Raw genomic sequence first — 19133 nt, 5'->3', positions numbered from 1 at the left:
TCTCACTGGTGCGTGCTCCAGTACTCGTCGGCCTCCTTCTGGATGGTCTCCAGGACCTCCTTGTACGTGGCCGGCTCGGCGACGAACTTACTGAAGCCGTCCAGCGCGGCCGTCAGAATGGGCGGTGGGGTGGCCTCGAAGTAGCGGTTGACCAGCCGGTATTTTCCGCTGCCCGCGTCCTTGGTGACCGCGCCGAGCGCCTCGTCCTTGATCGTGACCTTCGGGTTGGCACTGACGTCGCCCCGGCTCGTGGCCCACTTCTCCTGGGCCTCGGCCGTGGTCCACCACTTGAGGTAGTTCATGCTGGCGTCCGGGTCCGCGGCCTTGGCCAGCGAGCAGAGCGGGCCGCTCTCGAAGATCATCGAGGTCTTGGGGAGTGCCGGGTTGACGTTGGGGATGACGAAGAAGTCGTAGTCGACGCCGGGCTTCATGTCCCGCTGGGTCATGCTGGTGTTGAACCATGTGCCGAAGGAGACCATGGCGGCCTTGCCGTTCTTCAGCACGTCGCCAGGGTCGGTTTTATCGCCCGGATTGATGAAATATCCGGCGTCGATGAGCTGCTTCCACCGCTCCATCACCTGGACCACGCCCGGGTCGGTGTACTTCGCCTTGCCGGCGGCCAGGCGGTCGTACAAGTCGGGGTCGGTGCCGGCCATGAGCTGCTCGAACCAGACGAAGGAGAACAGCACGCTGGTGTGATAGAAGGCCTTGACCCCGTTCTTCTTCAGGGTCTCGGCGGTCTGGACGAGCTCGTCCCAGGTCGCCGGGGGCTTCAGGCCGTACTTGTCGAAGATCTTCTTGTTGAAGAACATACCCCAGTACGCGACGTTCATCGGCACGCAGTACTGCTTGCCGCCGATCGTGTAATAGGGCGCGAGGTCCTGGGACAGGTCGCCCGCCTTGATCGCCTCCTGCCAGACGGCCGTGGTCTCGGCCACCTGCTTCTGCTTGACGATCTCCTCCAGCATCCCCCCGGTCTGCCAGGTGAACAGGTCGGGCTTGACGTCCGTGCGGAACGACGCCTTGATGAACGCCTGGTACTGCGCCGAGTCCGTGTATCCGTTCGGCTTCATGCCCAGGCCGATGCGCTGCTTGGACAGGGCGCCCATCTCGTCGAAGTACTTCGTCCAGGCGCCCTTGTCGTTGTAGAGCGTCAGCTCCGTCTTCTTCTGCGGCGCCGCGGCGCCGTTGCCGCCGCAAGCGGTCAGGACGAGCGCCGCCACGCCGAGCGTGGCCACACGTGACCGGTACATGGGGCCGGCCTCCTTGGTTCTATCGGGGGGCGTTGGTTCTTTGGGAAGGCTGCAACCGGAGCTCGATCACCGTCTTCACGTCCACCAGGTGAGCCCGCATGCGCTCCTCGGCCTGCGCCGCGTCCCGCGCTTCGATGGCCTCCAGGATGGCCAGGTGCTCCTCGTAGTCGCGGCGCCGGTCGTCGAAGATCTGCAGGATCTCGCGCTGTTCGGGCCCGTGGACGGTGAGCAGCGAGTCGACGACCTCGTTCAGCACGCTGTTGCCCGCCATCCGCGCGGTCGCCCGGTGGAAGGTCATGTTGGCGTCGTGCAGCTCGGCGTCCTCGCCGCGCAGGTGCCTGCCCGCCTCGTCGAGCGCCTGCTTGAGCGCGGCCAGCTCCTCCCGGCCTGCGTGCTCGGCGGCCATCGCGGCGAGCGGCGGCTCGATGAGGATGCGTGCGTCGAGCAGCTCCAGCAGCCGGGCGGCGCGGATCTCGCGCATGTTGGGGTTGGGCAGGACCAGCCGCTCGATGTCGGCGCCGACGTAGATGCCGGAGCCGTGTCGCATCTCGATGGCGCCGGTGGCCTCCAGCCTGCGGAGCGCCTCGCGCAGCGTCGGGGTGGTGACGGCGAAGCGTTGGGACAGCTCCCTGGTCGAGGGCAGCCTGTCGCCCGGCCGATGCCCTCCCGTACGGATGAGCTCCAGCATGCGCTCGGTCAGAGCGTCGGACAACGTGGGCCGCGATACCTCGGACATATCAAGTGATCTAATCACTTAATGCCAATGGCGTCTATACGCCGGTACCGGCATCGGCTACGAGCCGCGTCTGCGCGCGTTCGTCAGCCGCCTGGCCGCTTGAGCAGGGTCGCCATCAGGTCGATCTGCCCCTTCCTGGAGGCCTGCACCTGCCTGGCCCATTCCTTGACCGCGGGATTCGCCCCGTTGTAGACCTCCGCGCCCGCCATCTGGACGGCGTCGTCCTGGTGCGCGATCAGCAGGTTGAGCAGGTCGCGCTCGAACGACTTGGACTTCCTGAGCGCCCGGATCCGCTCGACGTCGGTCTCCGGCATGCCGCCGTGGTGGTCATGGGCGTCGCCGGCCGGCTCAAGTGGCTGGTCCCAGGAGTGCAGCCACCGCAGCATCATCTCGACCTCGTCCTGCTGCGTGCTCTCGATGGCCGCGGTGAGCGTCTTGATCTCGGGGGTGGTGGCGCGGCCGGCGCCGACCTTGGCGATCTCGATGCCCTGCCGATGGTGCCGCACCATCATCTGCACGAACATCACGTCGTCGGCGTTGACCGGCGCCTCGGGAGGCTGGGGCGGCCCGCACCCGGCGACGAGCAGGACGACCAGAGCGACCGCGCCGCGACGAGGTCCGGGCACGCGCCCCACCCCCTTACTAATAGGAAACCTTCCTAAGCGATTTCCTGGTCGAGCGCAAGGGTCATGCGACCTCATAGCGAAGGTAGACGATGCCCGAGGCGAACGCACGGGTGTCGAGCAGCCGCGTCCTGACCGGGGTCTCGAGCGGGGGGAAGAACGGCTTGCCCGCGCCCACCACGAGCGGATGGACGAACATCCGGAACTCGTCGATCAGCCCGAGCCGCAGCAGGCTCCCCGCCAGCGTGGCCCCGCCCACGTCGAGGTCCCCGCCCTCCTGCCGCTTGATCTCGAGGACCTCCTCCTTCAGGTCGCCGGTGACGAGCGTGCTGTTCCAGTCGACCTTGTCGAGGGTCCTGGAGAAGACGTACTTTGGCATGGCCCGCCAGGTCCTGGCGAAGTCGACCTCGATCTGGGGCGCGTCCGGCCGCTGGTCGGCGGTGGGCCAGTAGGCCGACATGTTCTCGTAGAGCCGGCGGCCGTACAGCGAGCCGCCCAGGCTTCTCGCCTGGTCGTTGATGAACGCGTGGACCTCGTCGTCGGGCGCGGTCCAGCCGATGTCGCCGTTGGGTGACTCCACGTAGCCGTCGAGGGAGCTCAGCAGCGAGTAGATGATTTTCCGCATGTTTCTCATGACGACGGGGACCGCGAGAACTCATCGATAGGCGCTCAGGAATTCGAGCGCGGCCTTCGTGTGGTGTGTCGCGATGCCCGTCATGAAGTCACGGTCCGGGAAGTCCCCGTCCAGCAGCCGCAACGGCCCCGCGACGAGCGACAGGTGTTGCGCGAGCCGATAGAGCCTCATCCGCCGTTCGTCGAGCCCGGCGGCACGCAGCCGCTCGTAGTGCTCGCCGAACCGGATCCTCAGGAAGACGTGCTCCCACTCGACGTCGAAGAACATCGTCCCTTCGATGTCGATGAGCACCGGCTCCCCCTCGTCGTCCACGAGCACGTGATCGGGCCCCAGCTCGCCGTGGATGAGCGCGTACTCGTGGCGTGGCTCCACCTGGGCCGCCATCTCCTCGAGCGCCGCGTCGAACTCCTGCCGCACCGCCCGGATGCCGTCCACCCGCTCCGCCGCCTCGGCGAGGTCCTTCAGCGCCCACGCCAGCACGACGTCGACGCAGTCGCGGTCCCGCACGCCGCGGCCCTCCTCGACCAGCGCGACCTTCCCGACCTCCCGCGCGCGATCCCGCCCCATGGAGTCGAGAGCACGCGCGAGCCGCTCCAGCACCCGGCCCCCGCTCGCCGGATCCTTCTCCAGCAGTGCCTCCAGCGTCCCGCCCCGGACGTCCTCGACCAGGGCGATGTCGGCCGGATGGTGTCGCCGGCCGTCGTCGGCGAAGTAGAGCCGGGGCACCCGAACCCCTCGACCGCTCAACCGGTCATGGGCCGCCTGGAAAAGGCGCAATCCCGAGGCGTTGGACAGCACCTGCGAGTGCTCCGAAGTCCCGGTGTCCCAGAAGTCCTCGTCCTCGGACCAGACATAGAGCAACACGGTCCACTCGTCATCGAACCGCAGCCGGTAAACCCCCTTCTTGCTGCCCCCTGTGAGCCGCTCGATCCCGGCGAGCCGCCGCCCGTCCCCGAAGACCTCCCGTACCAACCCGCCCAACTGCCCAAGTTCGACGAACCGCCGCTGCCTCGCCCGCACGAATCCTCCCCTTGACCTCAACCTTGCTGGAGGTTGCACCTTATACCCATGGGCGAATTCAAGATCGGCGTCATCCTCCCCGGCGTCCCCGTGCAACGTCGCGACGGCCTCGACCTACGAGCGGCCGCCGCCCACGCCGAGGACGCCGGCCTGGACGGTGTGTGGCACGGCGACCACCTGGCCATCGGCGCACCGACCCTGGACGCGCCGATCGCGCTGGCCACCGCCGCTGCCGCCACCACCCGGATCAGGATCGGCACCAGCGTGTTCATCCCCGCCATCCGCCCCCTCGCGTGGTCGGCCAAGCAGATCGCGACCCTCCAGTACGTGTCCGGCGACCGCCTCGTCCTCGGCATCGGCTCCGGCGGCGGCCCCGACCAGTGGGCGGCGGCCGGAGTCCCGTACGCCGAACGCGGCCGCCGCACCGACACCGCGTTGACCCTGCTCCCGCGGCTCCTGGCCGGCGAGCGGACGCGACTGCGCGACGAACCCGGCGAGCCCTCCGTCGAACTGACCCCGGCCGTGCCCATGCCACCGGTCTGGGTGGGCAACGCCTCCTCTGCGGCCATCCGCCGAGCCGCCCGCGTGGGCGACGGCTGGTTCCCCTCCCTGATCTCACCCCGGGAGGTCGCCGAGGGCGGGAAGAGGCTGGCCGAGGCGGCCGCCGAGCAGGCCCGGCCCATCCCGGTCATCGCCATCGGCGGCACCGCGGCCCTCGGAACCGGCGTCCCCTCCCGCGAGGAGATCGCCTCCGGCATCAGCGCCGCCTACGGCCGTCCTCTGGACGAAGTGATCGACATCCCCCTCACGGGCCACCCGAAGGAGGTCGCCGAGAAACTGTCCGCCTACCGCGACGCCGGAGCAAGCCACGCGATCATCGGAATCGCGGGCGGCGACTGGCGAGCCCAGGTGGATCTGCTGGCCGAGGTCCGGACCCTCCTCCGCTAGCTCAAGGCTCTTGACCGCCGACGACGGCGAGCAGCACGTCGGCGTGGCAGGCCTGATCGAGCGGACACCAGCACGCGAGATCCTTGCCGGCGAGCTCCCGCCGAGCCTGCTCCACCAGCTCAGGATGCTCCCGCAGATGAACGCGGTACAGCTCGATCACCTCCCCCCGCTCATGGACCCGCCCACCGCAAACCCGGCACCCCCGCCGTCCCACGGCGTGCGGGCTGCTGTACGGACTCGCCTTCAGGCCGGGCGCCGCCCTGCCGACGTAGACCGCCGACTTAGGCACGCGTCCGTGATACCTGTCGCCTTCGACCTTGACCCGGCGGGGCATGCGGCATCCCTCCCCCTGATGTCCTTGACCGGATCACTGCCCAGAAGAGGGCGCAACGTGCCGCGACGTACTCGGTAGCACTCACCGCAGCGGCTCCTGCGGCAGCGCCGCGCGGTCGGCGTCGCAGGCCTGAACGTCCGGCCCGGTCAAGCCCCCGTATGTGGCGATCTTGTACTCGACCGCACTGAGGGAGAGGCTCAGCTCACGGATCCGGCGGCGGATGGTGTCGCGATGTTCGATCAGCATGTCGAGCCGCTCGGGCGCCGTGTGCTCCCCGGCGTCGACGAGCGAGACGTAGTGCTGCAGGTCGCGCATCGGCATACCGGACAGCCGCATCCGGGTGAGGAACACCAGGCGCCGCACCGCTTCGGCGTCGTACACACGATGACCGTTGCTGTCACGGGCCACCTCGACCAGCCCGGCCCGCTCGTAGTAGCGCAGCGTGTGGGGCGAGATGTCGAGGAGGTCGGCGACCTCAGCGATCATCATTGACTCGGGCAGGTCGACCAGGTCGGTGACACGGTGGATCGCCTCGACCGACAGCGGGCCGTCGTCCCCGAGCCCCTCGAGGGCTCTGGTCATAAGATCGTCGGTGGCCATGACAATCAGCCTAAATCGGCCGGACCGACGCCGGGACGCCCTCGAAGTCGAGTGGCGGGCGGTCCCTGCCCACCACTCGACCTCGTCCAGGCCGCGCCGGTACGCACCCGAGATCCGCTCGACCGCCTCGCGCCCGAGCGGCACTTCGTCTGTGTGCGCGAGGGACACGATGATCTCGGCCGCCCGCACCGGGTCGCCTTCGTGGAGCCCGTCGGCCCGGGCCATGTCCGCGCGGACGGCGGCGAGCACGTCACGGCCCGGCCCGCGTTGTTGACGAGCACGTCGAGCTGACCGAAGCGGTCGAGGGTGTCCCGCACGAGGCCCGCGGCCGCAGCTGCCCATGCACGCTCGCTGAAGCGAGGTCTGTGGTCAGGTGGCGGTGGTGACCTTCCACAGGTGGCCGTCCGGGTCGCTGAAGTAGCCGAAGTAACCGCCCCACTCGGCGGCGGCCGCCGCCTTGACCACCGTGCCGCCGGCCGCCTCCGCCGCCTGCATGACCTCATCCACCGCGTCCCTGGAGTCGGCGATGAAGTGGAAGGAGACGCCGCGGAACCCGGATCCCTCCGCGGAGACGCCGGCGTCCTGTGCCGCGGCCTCCCATTCGTAGAGGGCCAGCTTCGAGGATCCCTCACCCAGGCTGCACCTGACGAAACCGGGGAAGTCCTGGTCGATCTCGCAACCCAGGCCCTCGGCATAGAACTTCTTGGCGCGCTCCACGTCCTTGACGCCGAGCATGATGACGCTCGCCTGCAGTGACACGGCTATCTCCTTGCCTTTTCGGCGGGTAGCGGCTTCGGCTTGCTCGTTCGTCGGACTTCTGCACGTCATCCATGTCGGGCTGGTCCTGTCGTCGCAGCGGCCGCCCGAGTCAGTGGGAGGGGAAGTCCGAGTGGATCGTCATGCCGATGCCCGTCACGCTATTGCGGCCGCTGGATCCGCGCTTCTTCATTCCTGCTCCGTTCGGGGCGTTGAGCGTGGAACGCACCACTGTGCGATGAATGTCCCCTCGATGGTCGGATGTCTACGTTTGCGTGTCCAGTCGGCGAATACTGCATGTCAGACCTTTTGTCATGACGGCTGACTGGCCCAAGATCGGGACCGAGCGGAACCTCATCGCTCAAGCCTGAAGGGGAATGATGAAGAAACTGATCAAGACGGCCGTGGTCGGCATCGGCGTGGCAGCTGCGAGCTTCGCTCTCGCGCAGCCGGCATCGGCCGCCTCGTTCACCTGGAACGTCGGCGACGGCGTCGTCACCTACAACGACGGCACGGACTCCATCTGCGCCGACGCGTACACCGGCGAGGGCTATCGCGAGGTGACGGTGACGCTGGTTCCGGTCAACGGGGGAGGTCCCTCCTACACCTGGACGGACAACAGCAACTCCGGGAGCCCCACGTGCCGGAGCCTGGCCACCGCTTACGAGGACACCTATTACCGCGCCACGGTCAAGACCTACTGGGGCGAGCGGGACACCACCGTGAGCCGCGGTAGCAAGTACTTCTACAGCTGATCGCGCGGGCGACGGCGCGAAAGCGCGTCGTCGCCCCACCCTCCTGGCGCCGGGCGAGGGATCATGGCCGCATGAGCGACAACACCCGGCGACCACCCTCGGCCGGTAAGTGAACCAGCCGGCCCTGTCGATCATGTGAGCCAGATGACGGTCGAGCGGGCCAGTCAGATGTTGTGGGTGACCTCAGTGCCGGATCAGGCCGCCGACCGGGACGGGAGCGACGTGGCCGGTTGCCGGAAGGGTCTGTGCCAGTGCGAGGCCGATGTCGACCAGGGATGACCGGCGCAGGCGAGCGACGTCGGGGGTCGGGGTCCAGACCGATTCGGCGATTTCGCCGTTCGGCTCAGGACGAAGTCGCCCGCCGGTGATGCGGACCCGGTAGAAGATGCCGACATTCTGGTGCTCGACTCCCGCGCGCGCGGCGGCCGCGGGGATCACCCTGGAGTCCACGCCCAGCAGGCGTTCGACCACCGCGTCACAGCCGGTCTCCTCAGCGACCTCCCGGATCACCGCGTCGAACGGATCCTCCCCGTGCTCGACCCTACCGCCCGGAAGAGTCCAGTCACTCTCGCCCTCCGGTGGTACATGACGGGCAAGCAGCACCCGCCCGTCCTCGATGCACACGGCGTACGCCGCCAGCCGGAAACTCACCCCCGCACCTCCCCGCCGGACCCTATCCCAACGTCCAAGATCCGCACATCCCGTCGGGAGAGCTGCTCAGCCAGGGCGTACAGTCCGCGATGCTCGGCCCCGTCTACTGAGCCGGCTTGGCCTCCTCAGCCGTCCCTGCCTGACCACCGCAGAACACCTCCTTGACGAGCCCGTCCAGCATCTTCGGATAATCCTTGGCGATGTCGACTGCGGCGTCGCCGGCGGTCAGCGAGGCGGTCAGGGTCTTGCTGCCGTCGGGCGAGCTGTACATCAGCGCCGCGTAACCCCCCGGAGGGCTGCCGTTGTGGTTGAAGATGGTGCCGACGCAGTCCGGGCCCGTGTCCTGCACGAACATCCCGAGGCCGTAGCGGCCGTAGAGGGTGTCGCTCTTCGGGTGCGACTTGCGCATCTCGGCCAGCAGCTCGGCCGGCAGGAGCTTGCCACCGTTCAGCGCGGAGAAGAACGTGTGGAGATCCTGTGTGGTCGAGATCATGTCACCGGCGCCGGCCAGGAGGGAGAGGTTCTGGCGGGAGACGTCGACCACCTTCCACTGGCCGGCGTCCTGGTAGCGGTAGTAGCCGTGGGCGTGCGGCCCGGGCAGCTGCGTCCGGTTGCCCGGCACCACGGTGCCCCGTAGCCCGAGCGGCCCCAGGATCCGCCGCTTCATCTCCTTGTCGAGCGAGCGGCCGGTGACCTTCTCGATCAGCAGCTGCGCCAGCGTGTAGTTGGTGTTGGCGTAGCTCCAGCCCGTCCCCGGCTCAAACCGCGTCGGCTTGGACAACGCAAACCACACCAGTTCCTTCGGCCGGTAGGAGCGGAACCGGTTGTCCAGCCACTCGTTGCCCGTCGCGGGGAGCCCCGGCACCCACGTCCCGTCGGGGTCGAGGTCGCCGGTGTAGTTGAACACCCCGCTGGTGTGCTGCAGCAGCATCCGCACCGTGATCCGCTCGTCCAGCCCGAACTCGGGCAGGTACCCGGCCACCACATCGTCCAGCCCGAGCCTGCCCTCGGCCACCAGCTGCAGCACCACGGTCGCGACGAAGGTCTTGGTGACGCTGCCCACCCAGAACCGCCCGTTCGTCGGCGGCTTCGCGCTCGCGCCCAGCTTGCGCGCCCCGGCGCTGCCGACCCACTCGCCCCGCTCATCGTTCACACGCACCTGCACCCCGAGGAAACCGGCATCGACGAACGCCTGTATGGCCTTCTGCAGCTCCGGTCGATTCTGCCCGGCAGCGGCCTTCGGTACGGCCACGCTGCTGTCCGCGGTGGCCATCCCGGGTGTGGCCGCCCCGGCCAGCAGCGCGGCCGCCAGCGCCGTAACCGCCACTCGCCGGAAGACCTTGGTCGCCGTGATCGCTGGTGGGGATGGGGTTTTCATGGTTCCTCGTTTCTGGTGGCGCGCCCGGGCGGAGATCTCGCCGAGCAACTCGGGTCGATGGGTATGGGGGCCGGGTGGTAGGCAGGCGGCTGCTTTCCCGGCAGCTCGCGTAGCGGCGCGTCCCTGGCGCGCGCGGACGTCGTGCAGACAGTCGATGCTCGGCTCCGGCACGATGAGCAGCTCGCTCAGCCCTGTCTACTGAGCCGGCTCGGCCGCGTCAGCCAGCCCGGCCTGCCCGCCGCCGAACACTTCCCCTACGAGCCTCTGCGTCGCCTCCTGGAACGGGCCGCTCATGGACAGGTCGGCGTCGTCGACATAGTTCAGCGAGGCGGTGAGCGTCTTGCTGCCGTCGGGCGTGCTGTACATCAACCCCGCGTGGCCGGTGATGCCGCCGTTGTGGGTGATGACCTTGCCGCCGCCCGGCACGTCCTGCACGAACACCCCCAGGCCGTAGCCCGCCTTCGATTCCGGCGTGCACATCTCGGCCAGCAGCTCGGCCGGCAGCAGCCTGCCACCCACCAACGCGGAGATGAACGTGGCCAGGTCGGCGGTGGTCGAGATCATGTCACCGCCGGTCGAGATCCAGGACGGGTTCTGGCGGGTGACGTCGACCACCTTCTCCTGGCCGTCCTCCTCATACCGGTAGTAGGCGTGGGCGTGCGGCGTGGGAACGTCCGTCGAGGTGTCCGGCACCACCGTGCCCGACAGGGCGAGCGGCCCCAGGATCAGCCGCTGCATCTCCTCGCCCAGCGAGCGGCCGGTGACCTTCTCGACCAGCAGCCGGGCCAGCACGTAGTTGGTGTTGGCGTAGCTCCAGTCGGTGCCCGGCTCGAACTTCGCCGGCTTGGACAGCGCCAGCCGGACCAGCTCTTCGGGTCGGTAGGTGCGGAACCGGCCCTCCACCCACTCCTTGCCCTGATAGACGATCCCCGGCACGAACTCGGGGTAGTAATCGCCGGTGAAGTTGAACACCCCGCTGGTGTGCTGCAGCAGCATCCGCACCGTGATCCGTTCGTCCAGCCCGAACTCGGGCAGGTAGCCGGCCACCACATCGTCCAGCCCGAGCCTGCCCTCGGCCACCAGCTGCAGCACCACGGTGGCGGTGAAGGTCTTGGTGTTGCTGCCGATACGGAAGTGCCCGTTCGCCGGTGGCTCTTCGGTCCCGCCGAACTCGCCCACCCCGGCGCTGCCGACCCACTCGCCCCGCTCATCGCGTACGCGCAGCGTCACCCCGACGAAACCGGAATCGACCATCTCCTGAATGATCTTCTGCAGCTCCGGGCGATCCTGCCCGGCAGTGGCCTGCGGCACGGCCACACCGCTGTCCGGGGTGGCCACCCCGGGCGTGGCCGAAGCGGCGTCGAGGGCTTCGGTGATCTTGCGGGCCATCTCCGCCATGGTGGGGCTGGGCTCGCCCTGGTGGGTCCGGGTGGCTGCGTCGATGGCGATGATGACGGTGCTGCGGAAGTTGCCGGCCTCGGCCGGAGCCTGCTCCTTGAGCAGGCTCATGGCCGCGGTCAGGGCCGGCAGCACGGTGTCGGCGAGTTCGGCCACGGACTTGCCGTTCAGCTTCGCGCCCTTGGGCTTCTTGGCGAGCACGTGCCCGACCAGGCCGGTCGCGGAGGTCAGGGCGATGGAGCCCTCGGTGCCGGCCCTGTGGGCCGAGCCGGCGGCACCGGCGGCGGACATCAGCGAGACGGCGCCCCATGCGGCGGTCCACAGGGTGATCTTGTCCTGGTCGGTGAGGGTGATGGACATGGTTGTGCGCTCCTTTGAATCGGACGGATGTGGAATGCGGTCCTGTGGGTGCCCGGGGTATCTCGGTTGCTCAGGTCGGGTCGCCCGACGGGATCTCACCGTCGGGCGACCCGGCCTTGGTAAACAGGCCAGGACCAGACCTCGCCGGAAATGTCGCCGGTTCGGCCGCCAGGGGCCGGCCGTTGGGTGCCGTGGGTTGAGGGCGGGCGTACCGGGACGGGGGCTCGGGGTCAGTCGTCGATTGCCTGGTAGAGCGTGGTCCAGAAGTCGTGGATGAGCCGCATCGAATCCGGGGTGGACGCCCCGACCTGGGTGAGCAGGATCCCGGTGAGCTGGTTGCCGGGGTCGGCGTAGGTCGCCGTGCCGCTTCCGCCGTCCCAGCCGAACTGGCCGATGGGCGCGTAGTCGCCGCGGTAGGTGCGCACCGCCATCCCGAAACCCCAGCCGCCGTGCTGCCCTTGGCCGTGCGAGATATGGACGTTGCCGACGGCCATGGCGTGCCGGGCGGCTTGCTGCTCGGGCGTGAGGCGGTTGGTGGTCATCAACTGGACGGCGGGCCGGGACAGGATCCGCTCGCTGCCGTGCATCCCGCCATTGAGCAGCATCCGGAAGTAGGCGTGGTAGTCGTCGGCGGTGGAGACCAGCCCGCCGCCGCCGCCCTGGAACGCCGGAGGCTCGCTCCAGCGTCCCCCCTTGGCCTCGTCCCACACGAGGAACTCGCCGGTCTGCGGGTCGGGGGCATACAGGGTCGGCAGCCGGTCGATCTGGTCGGCGGGCACGTGGAAACCGGTGTCGGTCATGCCCAGCGGCTCGAAGATGCGCTCACGCAGGAACTCCTCGAACGACTGGCCCGTGACCCTGGCCACCAGCACGCCGAGGAGATCGTTGCTGATGTGGTACTGCCAGCGCTCCCCGGGCTGGTGCATCAGCGGAAGCGCGCCCAGGCGGCGCATCCACTCATCCGGCTCGGGCATCGGCTCCGGCAGGTTGGGTGTGAGCCCCTGCTCGAAGACCGCGTTCATGATCGGGGTGCCCAGTGCCGTCATGTCCATGCCGAGCCCGAACGTGGAGGTCAGCACGTCCCGTACGGTGATCGGCCGCCGCGCCGGCACGGTGTCGTCCAACGGGCCGTCGATCCGCTTCAGCACCCGCCGGTCGGCGAGTTCGGGCAGCCACGGCTCCACCGGGTCATCCAGCCGCAGCCGGCACTCATCCAGCAACACCATCGCCGCCGCCATCGAAACCGGCTTCGACGTGGAGGCCATCCGGAAGATCGTGTCCCGGCGCATCGGCGCGCCACCGTCATGGCGCATCGTCCCGACCGCTTCGACGTGCGTCTGGCCGCCCCGGCTGACCAGGGCGACAAGCCCCGGGATCTTCCCGGACTCGACATGCCGTACCAGCACCCCGCGCAGCCTGCGCAGCCCTGCTTCGGAGAAGCCGCTGTTGCCTTTTTCCATCATGAATCTCCTTGCCTACAGTGTTCGATCTTGCGAGACCCGCCCCGGCGGGGCGCTCATGGTTTCGATGAGCGACCCACGAGCGTCGGAGGTGAGCTCGGCGTGGTCACGGCATCTACCGTCGCCGACCGCTCTGATACCGGGCCGTCGCCGTGCTGACGCGACCGCTGACACGGCGGCGCATGGTCGGCGGTGAGCCGGTACCGGTACCGGTGAAAGACACGAGCGGTTCGGCCGGTCGGGAGTCAGCCCGAGATCGGGGAAATCCCCTCGATGAGCTGGATCGCCACGCCGTTGGGGTCGGTGAGCTGCATCAGCAGCTCGCCCCACGGCTCCCTCCGGAGCGGGATGGTGATGATGGCGCCTTCACTGCGCAACCGCTCGTACTCGGCGGCGAGGCCGGTGACCGTGAACACCACGATTACCTCCGCCAGTCCCTGTCCCGGTTGCCACCGCTCGAGATCGCGCTCCACCAGGACCAGGTCAACGGCCGCGTCGTCACGGCCCAGCGCGATGAACTCCTCGCCGACCAGGACTTCTCGGAAACCGAGATGACTGGTGAAGAACCGGCTGGAAGCGGCCGGGTCTGCGACGGTCAGGGATACAGCGGAATTGACGATGTTCATGCCGCAGCGCCAGAGAAGGGCATATCCCGATTTACCTCCCGACGGGCGTGTTCTTTGGACGCACCACGCGCGCGAAGGGCCGCCAACCGGGCCCGCTCCAGGCTCTGCGTCAACCCCTGATGCAGCTGGCGTAGGTCGTCGCGGAGCTGCTCGCCCACCGGCGTGAGTCGTACATTGCGGCTGTCGCGAGCGAAGAGCTCGACACCGATGGCCCGTTCCTGCTTCTTGAGCGCCTTGCTGACCGCCGCCACGGAGACGTGCAGCCGCTCAGCGGTCCGGCCGAAGTGCAGCTCCTCGGCAAGGGTCGGAAAGATTCTCGATGTCCCGTAGCTCCATGCGGCTCCCGTCCCTCGATCCCTTGTCGAGATCGCTCACTGCGGGCGCAGTATGACATGTCAGGTCATTGGAGTGAGCTCCAAGCGTCCTCGCGGGAAACAGCCGTCCTGGGTGCAGAACTTCAGCAAGATCGCAAACCCGAGGCGCGTGGTGCCGCGCGTGTTCGTCATCGCCGACCAAGCTCGGTGAGGGAGAAGCCGTAGCCGTCCTCGCTGCTGTACGCCCACGCAAAAGGCCCTCCCGGATTCTCCGAGAGGGCCTTGAACTGGGAGCCGCCTTGGGGATTCGAACCCCAGACCCCTTCATTACGAGTGAAGTGCTCTGGCCGACTGAGCTAAGGCGGCGGGTGCCGTACGGCGTGAAAGAGTCTACAGGAGCCCGAGGGGTTCTCGCTCCCATCGATCACCTCATACCCCGGCAGACCGTACGCCCGGCCTACCTCGACTCCCCTCCCGGCTCCCCTCCGTACGTCGAGTCGTACGCCTTCCGCGGCGCGCACACGCTCGCCTTCGAGCACGCGCACCGCCGCCCGCCGTCGTTCAGCCGCACCACCACCGAGTCGGACGGCACGTTGTGGCCCACCACGGTGCCGGCCCCCTGCGGGGTCTCCACGCTCGCCCCCACCCGGGGAGCCGACGCCCGGAACTCCTGGTAGAGCGGGTGCTCATACTTCAGGCAGCACATGAGCCGCCCGCACGCCCCCGCGATCCGCAACGGATTGACCGGAAGGTCCTGGTCCTTGGCCATCCGCACCGACACCGGCTCGAAGTCCTTCAGGAACGTGGCGCAGCACAGGTCACGACCGCAGGGACCGATGCCGCCCTGCAGCCGCGCCTCGTCCCTCGGACCGATCTGCCGCAGCTCGACGCGGGCCCGGAGGTTGCGGGCCAGGTCGCGGACGAGGGCGCGGAAATCCACGCGGTGCGGCGCCGAGAAATAGACCGTGTAGATGTTGTCCTGGTCGAGGTAGTCGACCCCGACCACCTTCATCGGCAGCGTGTGCCGTTTGATGAGGCGTTTCGACACGCTCCGGGCCTCGGCCCTGCGACGCTTGTTGGACTCGTCGCGGGCGAGGTGTTCCTCGCCCGCGAGTCCCGCGCACACCGGCAGCCCGTCGATGTCCTCGCTCGTGTATTGCGGCGCCCACACGCACTCCGCCACCTCAGGACCGGAGTCCGTCGGCACGAGCACCTTGTCACCCACTTTCGGGCTGTGCTCGCCGGGGTCGAGGTAGTAGAGCCTCCCGTAGCGGGTGAAGCTCACGGCCATGATCATTCCCATGGGCTCGAGCTCGCCTCCTGACGGCCTAGGGGGTTCTTGCGGCCTTCGTTGCCACATTACGTGGGTCTGCGCGATGGAGGTCAGGGGTGACGGGTGGGATATTGGCCGAGATCACTTGCGTGCCGGGCAGACCTTGTTGTCCGGCGGGAACAATCCGTAACGCTCGCTCAGCTGGGCCTTGACGTCCAGACACGTGTGGTAGGTGACCTGGCTCACCCCTGGTTGCCGCTTCAGCTCGCCGACCACCTCGGCCCACTTGGACTCCCGCTTGAGCACCAATCTGAACGATTCCGGCATGTCCTCCACTCTGGTCGCCTCGATAAGCGCCTTGTTGTCGCTGTACGCGTGCCGGAAGTTCTCGTATGCCGTCTTCTGGTCCTCGAAGAAGTACGACCGAACCTCGGGCATGCCCTCGATCAGTTCTCTGATGGCCTTCCTCTGGGCATTCGTCACCGCCTTGCCGCGGCAGGCCGGCATCGCCGATCCCTTGCTGCAGAGGAAGGCGCTGATGTGGGCCTTCCACGACGGGGTGGGTTTGGTGGGAGCCTTCTCCCCTACGCTCCGGATCCCGGGCATCCCGCCCAGCTCCTGCACCACCTTCCGCGGGTCGGCTCCTTCCACCAGCTTCAGCCTGAACGACGGCGGCATGTCGGTGACCTTGACCGAATCCAGCAGCGTCTTGTTGTCTGCGTACTCGATCCTGAACTCAGCGTATGCCGACGCCTGGTTGACGAAGAAGACCTCTTTGACCTGCGGAAGCCCTGTCACCTTCCGCTCGATCGCCATCACTTCGTCACGGGTGACGTTCTTTCCCCGGCAGCTCCGTTTCGGCGCCGACTTCGTACAGAGAAAAACGGCCATCTCCACCTCGCCGCTCTGAGTCGGCTCAGGATCCGTGGCCACCACCCGGTCCACGCCCTGATGTCCGCCGAGCCCCACGGCCGTCGCCGCCCCCGCGAACACCACGGCCACCGCCACGGCCACCAGCCGGAAATCCACTCCGAACCGCCGCCGCTCCGGCGCACGCAGCGGCCTGAGCGTGCCGGGGTCGATCGTCGCGCCCGCCTCGAGGAGGGCTTCGCGCAGTCTGTCTTCCACCGGGCTGTTCATGAACCCTCCCCTAGGGCTCGGCCGAGGGCGGCCAGCCCTCGTGCGATCGTGGACCTGACCGTGCCGGCGCCGATCCCCATGGTGTCGGCGATCTCCTGGTCGGTCAGGTCGAGGTAGTAGCGAAGGATCAGCGCCTCGCGCTGCCTGCGTGGCAGCCGCCGCAGGGCGAGCAGCACCTCGCGCCGCTCCTCCCCCACGAGTGCGGCGCTCTCCGCCGACCAGACGGGCGGCTCGTACGGCACCGCGCGCCGGAACACCGTCGCCCGCCTGCGCAGCACCGACCGGCACCCGTTGAGCACCGCCGAACGCACATAGGCCAGGGCCTTGTCGCCGTCGCGCAGTCGCCCCCAGCCGGCGTGGGTGCGGGCGAACGCCTCCTGCACGACGTCCTCGGCGGTCGCCCGATCACCGACCATGATCAGAGCGAGCCGTACGAGGCCCACGTGATGCTCGGCGAAGATCGCCGCCACGTCGACCCGCTGCCGCGTCAGCGCCTCTTCTTGGGTGAGTAGTTCGACTTCCACGTAACAGAGACGCCCGGCGGCCTCCTCTGCTGCTTCCGTCACCGGGTCATCTTCCACCGACCGCCACGGGCCGGCGCCTGGATTCCGCCTATCCCGCGCCCGGCCTGCAGGCCTTGCGCTCGAGGGCGCCGGTGCCGGGCACGTCGCTGAACCCGTATTCCGCGACCAGCTTCACCTTGGTCTCGGAGCATCTCCGGTTGTGCACCTGGCCCACGCCCGGCATCCGCGCCAGCCTGCCGGTCACGGTGTTCCAATCGGCCTCGTGCCGCAGCGTCAGCCGGTACGACTCCGGCATGTCCGTGACCTTGACGGCGGCGACGAGTTCCTTGTTGTGGGACTGGTCCTCGACGAAATTCCGATACGCCGTCTTCTGGTCCTCGAAGACGTACGACATGACCGCAGGATCCCCGTCGAGCGTCGCGACGATCGGCTTCTTCTCACGGAACGTCGCCGCCTTCTTGCTCGCCCTGCCTCGGCCGGACGTGCAGGCAGGCATTTCCGAGCCTGCCACGCAGAGGAAGATGCTCGCGTCCCAGTCCGACCACATGGGCGAAAGGTCGCCATAGACCTCGGCCAAGTCCTCGACGGCGCCCACACCGGGCCGGTCTAGAAGGGCAACTACCACCTTGTCCCGGTCGGTCCCTTGCTTCACCCGCAGGTGGAACGACTCGGGCAGGTCCTTGGCCTTGACCGCCTTCAGCAGCGGCCGGTTGGCGGCGAAGTAGCGGCGGAAGTTCTTGTACATGGCGGTGCGGTCGAGGAACTGGACTCCGGCCGACTCCGGCATGGCCTCCAGATATGTGTGGAGCGCCTGCTTCTGTTTCTCGGTGGCGGCCCGCTTGCGGCAGCCGTACGAGGCCGGCGTGCACAGGAAGACCACGATCTCCCGCTCGTCATCGGCCCGGCTCTCCGCCGCGGACACCGGAGGGGCCGTGGCGGCCACCGCGGGGTCCGGTCCGGCCACGACGACCGACGCCGAGAGCCCCACCACGCAGGCCGCCGTCCCGCTCCATAACCACGGCCGCCGGGAACGCACGCCGGCCTTCGGCACTCCGCCGTCCTTGACCACCCTGTTCACGAGCCCTTCCGCCTGTCTGCCGAGGTCAGCCGCGCAACGCCAGCATCATCGCCTCGACCGCGATCTGCGGGTTGACGTTGGCCGCCAACCGTTCCCTGCACTGCATGATCGCATCGATCCGCCGCAGCGTTTCTTCTGGTGTCGACCGTTTGGCCAGCTGATCGAGATCGAAGCGGATGTCGTCGTTGGCCAGCTCGACCGAAGCCCCGAGCTGCATGGCCAGGACGTCCCGATAGAACGACACCAGCTCCAGCAACGCCGAGTCCAGCGAGTCGCGCTTGATCCGCGTGGCCCGCGACTTCTGCCGGTCCTCCAACTCCTTCAGCGCGCCGGCCCCGCCTCGCACCAGGCCCCGATTGAGCCCCTTGCCCGTGGAGCCCTCGCCGTAGAGCTTGCGCAGCTCGGCGGTCTCGTTCTCGTTGAGCGCGGCCGTGGCCGCGGCCGCCTCCTCCTCCGCCGTCTTCACCAGGCGCTCGGCCGCGGACACGCACTCGCCCACACCCGTGAGCGTGCGTGGGATGCTCAGCACGGCCTCGCGGCGCTGTCTGGCACCCTCGTCGAGGGCCAGCGCCCGCGCCCTGCTCAGGTGTCCCTGAGCGGCCCTGGCGGCGAACGTGGCCGTCTCCCAGGGCACGCTGTCGCGCGTGGCCAGCACATGGGCCACCGCCTCCGTGCTCGGAGTGGTCAGGGTGACCAGCCGGCAGCGCGACCTGATGGTGATCATGAGGTCGTCGGGGGCGGGTGCGCACAACAGCCACACCGTACGGGGAGGCGGCTCCTCGATGGCCTTGAGCAGGGCGTTCGCGGCCGACTCCGTGGCCCGGTCGGCGTCCTCGAAAAGGATCACCCGCCACCGGCCCTGCGTGGGCGCCCCGGCCGCGCGCAGGATGAGCTCGCGGGTCTGCTTGACGCTGTAGGACAGGCCCTCCGGGCGTACGGACTCCAGGTCGGGGTGTGAGCCGATGAGCACCTGATGGCACTGGTCGCAGTGGCCGCAGCCGCCGTCGGGGCACAGCAGCGCCGCGGCGAAGGCGCGGGCTGCGTACTCACGTCCGGAGCCGGGCGGGCCGGTGAACAGCCAGGCATGGGTCATGCCCGCGCCACGCCCGCCCTCGACGACCTCTCTGGCGGCCGCCGCGGCCCGAGAGAGCACGGCGATCGCATTGTCCTGCCCGACGAGGTCATCGAAAACCGTCACGTCGTAAGGGTATGAACTGTCGCCGGCGCTCGCGATGCGAACCTGTGGTCACCCGAAGAACTTTGGTTCTCTGA

The 19133-nt window shown here is 68.5% G+C and carries 21 protein-coding genes and 1 tRNA gene; 2 read left to right on the top strand and 20 right to left on the bottom strand.

From position 1 onward, the window contains the following. Positions 1-2: 2 nt before the first annotated feature. From ID574_RS13915 to ID574_RS13895, 5 genes are all read right to left on the bottom strand, one after another. Positions 3-1253, bottom strand: coding sequence for an ABC transporter substrate-binding protein (locus ID574_RS13915; protein WP_188189195.1), 1251 nt, complete (start codon positions 1251-1253; stop codon positions 3-5). Between the two features lie 19 nt (positions 1254-1272). Next, positions 1273-1989 carry a FadR/GntR family transcriptional regulator gene (locus tag ID574_RS13910; RefSeq protein WP_188189194.1) on the bottom strand — a complete coding sequence of 239 codons (717 nt, stop codon included), beginning with the start codon at positions 1987-1989 and terminating at the stop codon, positions 1273-1275. Positions 1990-2072: 83 nt separating this feature from the next. After that, positions 2073-2615 carry a DUF305 domain-containing protein gene (locus tag ID574_RS13905; RefSeq protein WP_223166665.1) on the bottom strand — a complete coding sequence of 181 codons (543 nt, stop codon included), beginning with the start codon at positions 2613-2615 and terminating at the stop codon, positions 2073-2075. A 61-nt stretch (positions 2616-2676) separates the two neighbouring features. Next, positions 2677-3237, bottom strand: a complete 561-nt coding sequence (locus tag ID574_RS13900; protein ID WP_188189192.1) for a dihydrofolate reductase family protein — start codon at positions 3235-3237, stop codon at positions 2677-2679. 30 nt (positions 3238-3267) lie between these two features. After that, entirely contained in the window at positions 3268-4266 is a 999-nt protein-coding gene (locus ID574_RS13895) for a phosphotransferase (RefSeq protein ID WP_188189191.1), read from the bottom strand. 48 nt (positions 4267-4314) lie between these two features. Here ID574_RS13895 and ID574_RS13890 point away from each other — a divergent pair, with 48 nt between their 5' ends. Continuing rightward, positions 4315-5214 (top strand): LLM class flavin-dependent oxidoreductase, encoded by a 900-nt coding sequence (locus ID574_RS13890; protein ID WP_188189190.1) that lies wholly within the window; start codon positions 4315-4317, stop codon positions 5212-5214. Position 5215: 1 nt separating this feature from the next. On the opposite strand, the gene ID574_RS13885 is transcribed toward ID574_RS13890, so the two are convergent. The 3 genes from ID574_RS13885 to ID574_RS13875 form a co-directional block, all read right to left on the bottom strand. Further along, positions 5216-5548 (bottom strand): DUF4326 domain-containing protein, encoded by a 333-nt coding sequence (locus tag ID574_RS13885; RefSeq protein ID WP_188189189.1) that lies wholly within the window; start codon positions 5546-5548, stop codon positions 5216-5218. An 81-nt stretch (positions 5549-5629) separates the two neighbouring features. Continuing rightward, a complete protein-coding gene (locus tag ID574_RS13880) occupies positions 5630-6397 on the bottom strand; it encodes a MerR family transcriptional regulator (protein WP_223166664.1) in 768 nt (255 codons plus the stop codon). A 120-nt stretch (positions 6398-6517) separates the two neighbouring features. Continuing rightward, a complete protein-coding gene (locus ID574_RS13875; RefSeq protein ID WP_223166663.1) occupies positions 6518-6907 on the bottom strand; it encodes a VOC family protein in 390 nt (129 codons plus the stop codon). A 374-nt stretch (positions 6908-7281) separates the two neighbouring features. On the opposite strand from ID574_RS13875, the gene ID574_RS13870 reads away from it, so the two are divergent. After that, positions 7282-7659: a hypothetical protein gene (locus ID574_RS13870; protein WP_188189187.1), complete on the top strand. Its 378-nt coding sequence runs from the start codon at positions 7282-7284 to the stop codon at positions 7657-7659. Between the two features lie 183 nt (positions 7660-7842). On the opposite strand, the gene ID574_RS13865 is transcribed toward ID574_RS13870, so the two are convergent. The 12 genes from ID574_RS13865 to ID574_RS13810 all read right to left on the bottom strand — a co-directional run bounded on the left by ID574_RS13865 (position 7843) and on the right by ID574_RS13810 (position 19059). After that, positions 7843-8310, bottom strand: a complete 468-nt coding sequence (locus ID574_RS13865; RefSeq protein WP_188189186.1) for an NUDIX hydrolase — start codon at positions 8308-8310, stop codon at positions 7843-7845. 103 nt (positions 8311-8413) lie between these two features. After that, complete coding sequence (locus ID574_RS13860; protein WP_188189185.1) at positions 8414-9688, bottom strand: serine hydrolase domain-containing protein; 1275 nt, start codon at positions 9686-9688, stop codon at positions 8414-8416. Positions 9689-9883: 195 nt separating this feature from the next. Then, positions 9884-11446 carry a serine hydrolase domain-containing protein gene (locus ID574_RS13855; RefSeq protein ID WP_223166662.1) on the bottom strand — a complete coding sequence of 521 codons (1563 nt, stop codon included), beginning with the start codon at positions 11444-11446 and terminating at the stop codon, positions 9884-9886. A gap of 230 nt (positions 11447-11676) precedes the next feature. Further along, positions 11677-12906: a serine hydrolase domain-containing protein gene (locus ID574_RS13850; RefSeq protein ID WP_188189563.1), complete on the bottom strand. Its 1230-nt coding sequence runs from the start codon at positions 12904-12906 to the stop codon at positions 11677-11679. 245 nt (positions 12907-13151) lie between these two features. Beyond that, positions 13152-13532 (bottom strand): VOC family protein, encoded by a 381-nt coding sequence (locus ID574_RS13845; RefSeq protein WP_188189184.1) that lies wholly within the window; start codon positions 13530-13532, stop codon positions 13152-13154. Beyond that, the gene (locus ID574_RS13840; RefSeq protein WP_262495992.1) at positions 13529-13795 is read right to left on the bottom strand and encodes a LysR family transcriptional regulator; all 267 of its coding nucleotides are present in this window, start codon (positions 13793-13795) and stop codon (positions 13529-13531) included. The genes ID574_RS13845 and ID574_RS13840 overlap by 4 nt, the downstream gene beginning before the upstream one ends. Before the next feature lie 343 nt (positions 13796-14138). Beyond that, positions 14139-14212: transfer RNA gene (locus tag ID574_RS13835), tRNA-Thr, on the bottom strand. A gap of 91 nt (positions 14213-14303) precedes the next feature. Further along, entirely contained in the window at positions 14304-15143 is an 840-nt protein-coding gene (locus ID574_RS13830; protein ID WP_188189562.1) for a PSP1 domain-containing protein, read from the bottom strand. A 117-nt stretch (positions 15144-15260) separates the two neighbouring features. Beyond that, on the bottom strand, positions 15261-16259 hold the full coding sequence (locus tag ID574_RS13825; protein WP_188189183.1) for a permease-like cell division protein FtsX: 999 nt from the start codon (positions 16257-16259) through the stop codon (positions 15261-15263). Continuing rightward, on the bottom strand, positions 16256-16825 hold the full coding sequence (locus ID574_RS13820; RefSeq protein WP_223166660.1) for a SigE family RNA polymerase sigma factor: 570 nt from the start codon (positions 16823-16825) through the stop codon (positions 16256-16258). Before ID574_RS13820 ends, ID574_RS13825 begins: the two co-directional genes overlap by 4 nt. Positions 16826-16871: 46 nt before the next feature. Next, positions 16872-17861: a permease-like cell division protein FtsX gene (locus tag ID574_RS13815; RefSeq protein WP_188189182.1), complete on the bottom strand. Its 990-nt coding sequence runs from the start codon at positions 17859-17861 to the stop codon at positions 16872-16874. Between the two features lie 25 nt (positions 17862-17886). After that, positions 17887-19059, bottom strand: a complete 1173-nt coding sequence (locus tag ID574_RS13810; protein ID WP_188189181.1) for a DNA polymerase III subunit delta' — start codon at positions 19057-19059, stop codon at positions 17887-17889. Positions 19060-19133 lie beyond the last annotated feature (74 nt).

Source organism: Nonomuraea sp. SYSU D8015 (assembly GCF_008065375.1).
Taxonomy (GTDB): domain Bacteria; phylum Actinomycetota; class Actinomycetes; order Streptosporangiales; family Streptosporangiaceae; genus Nonomuraea.
Note: the sequence above shows the minus strand (reverse complement) of the source record. Positions and strands in the feature narration are given on the sequence as shown.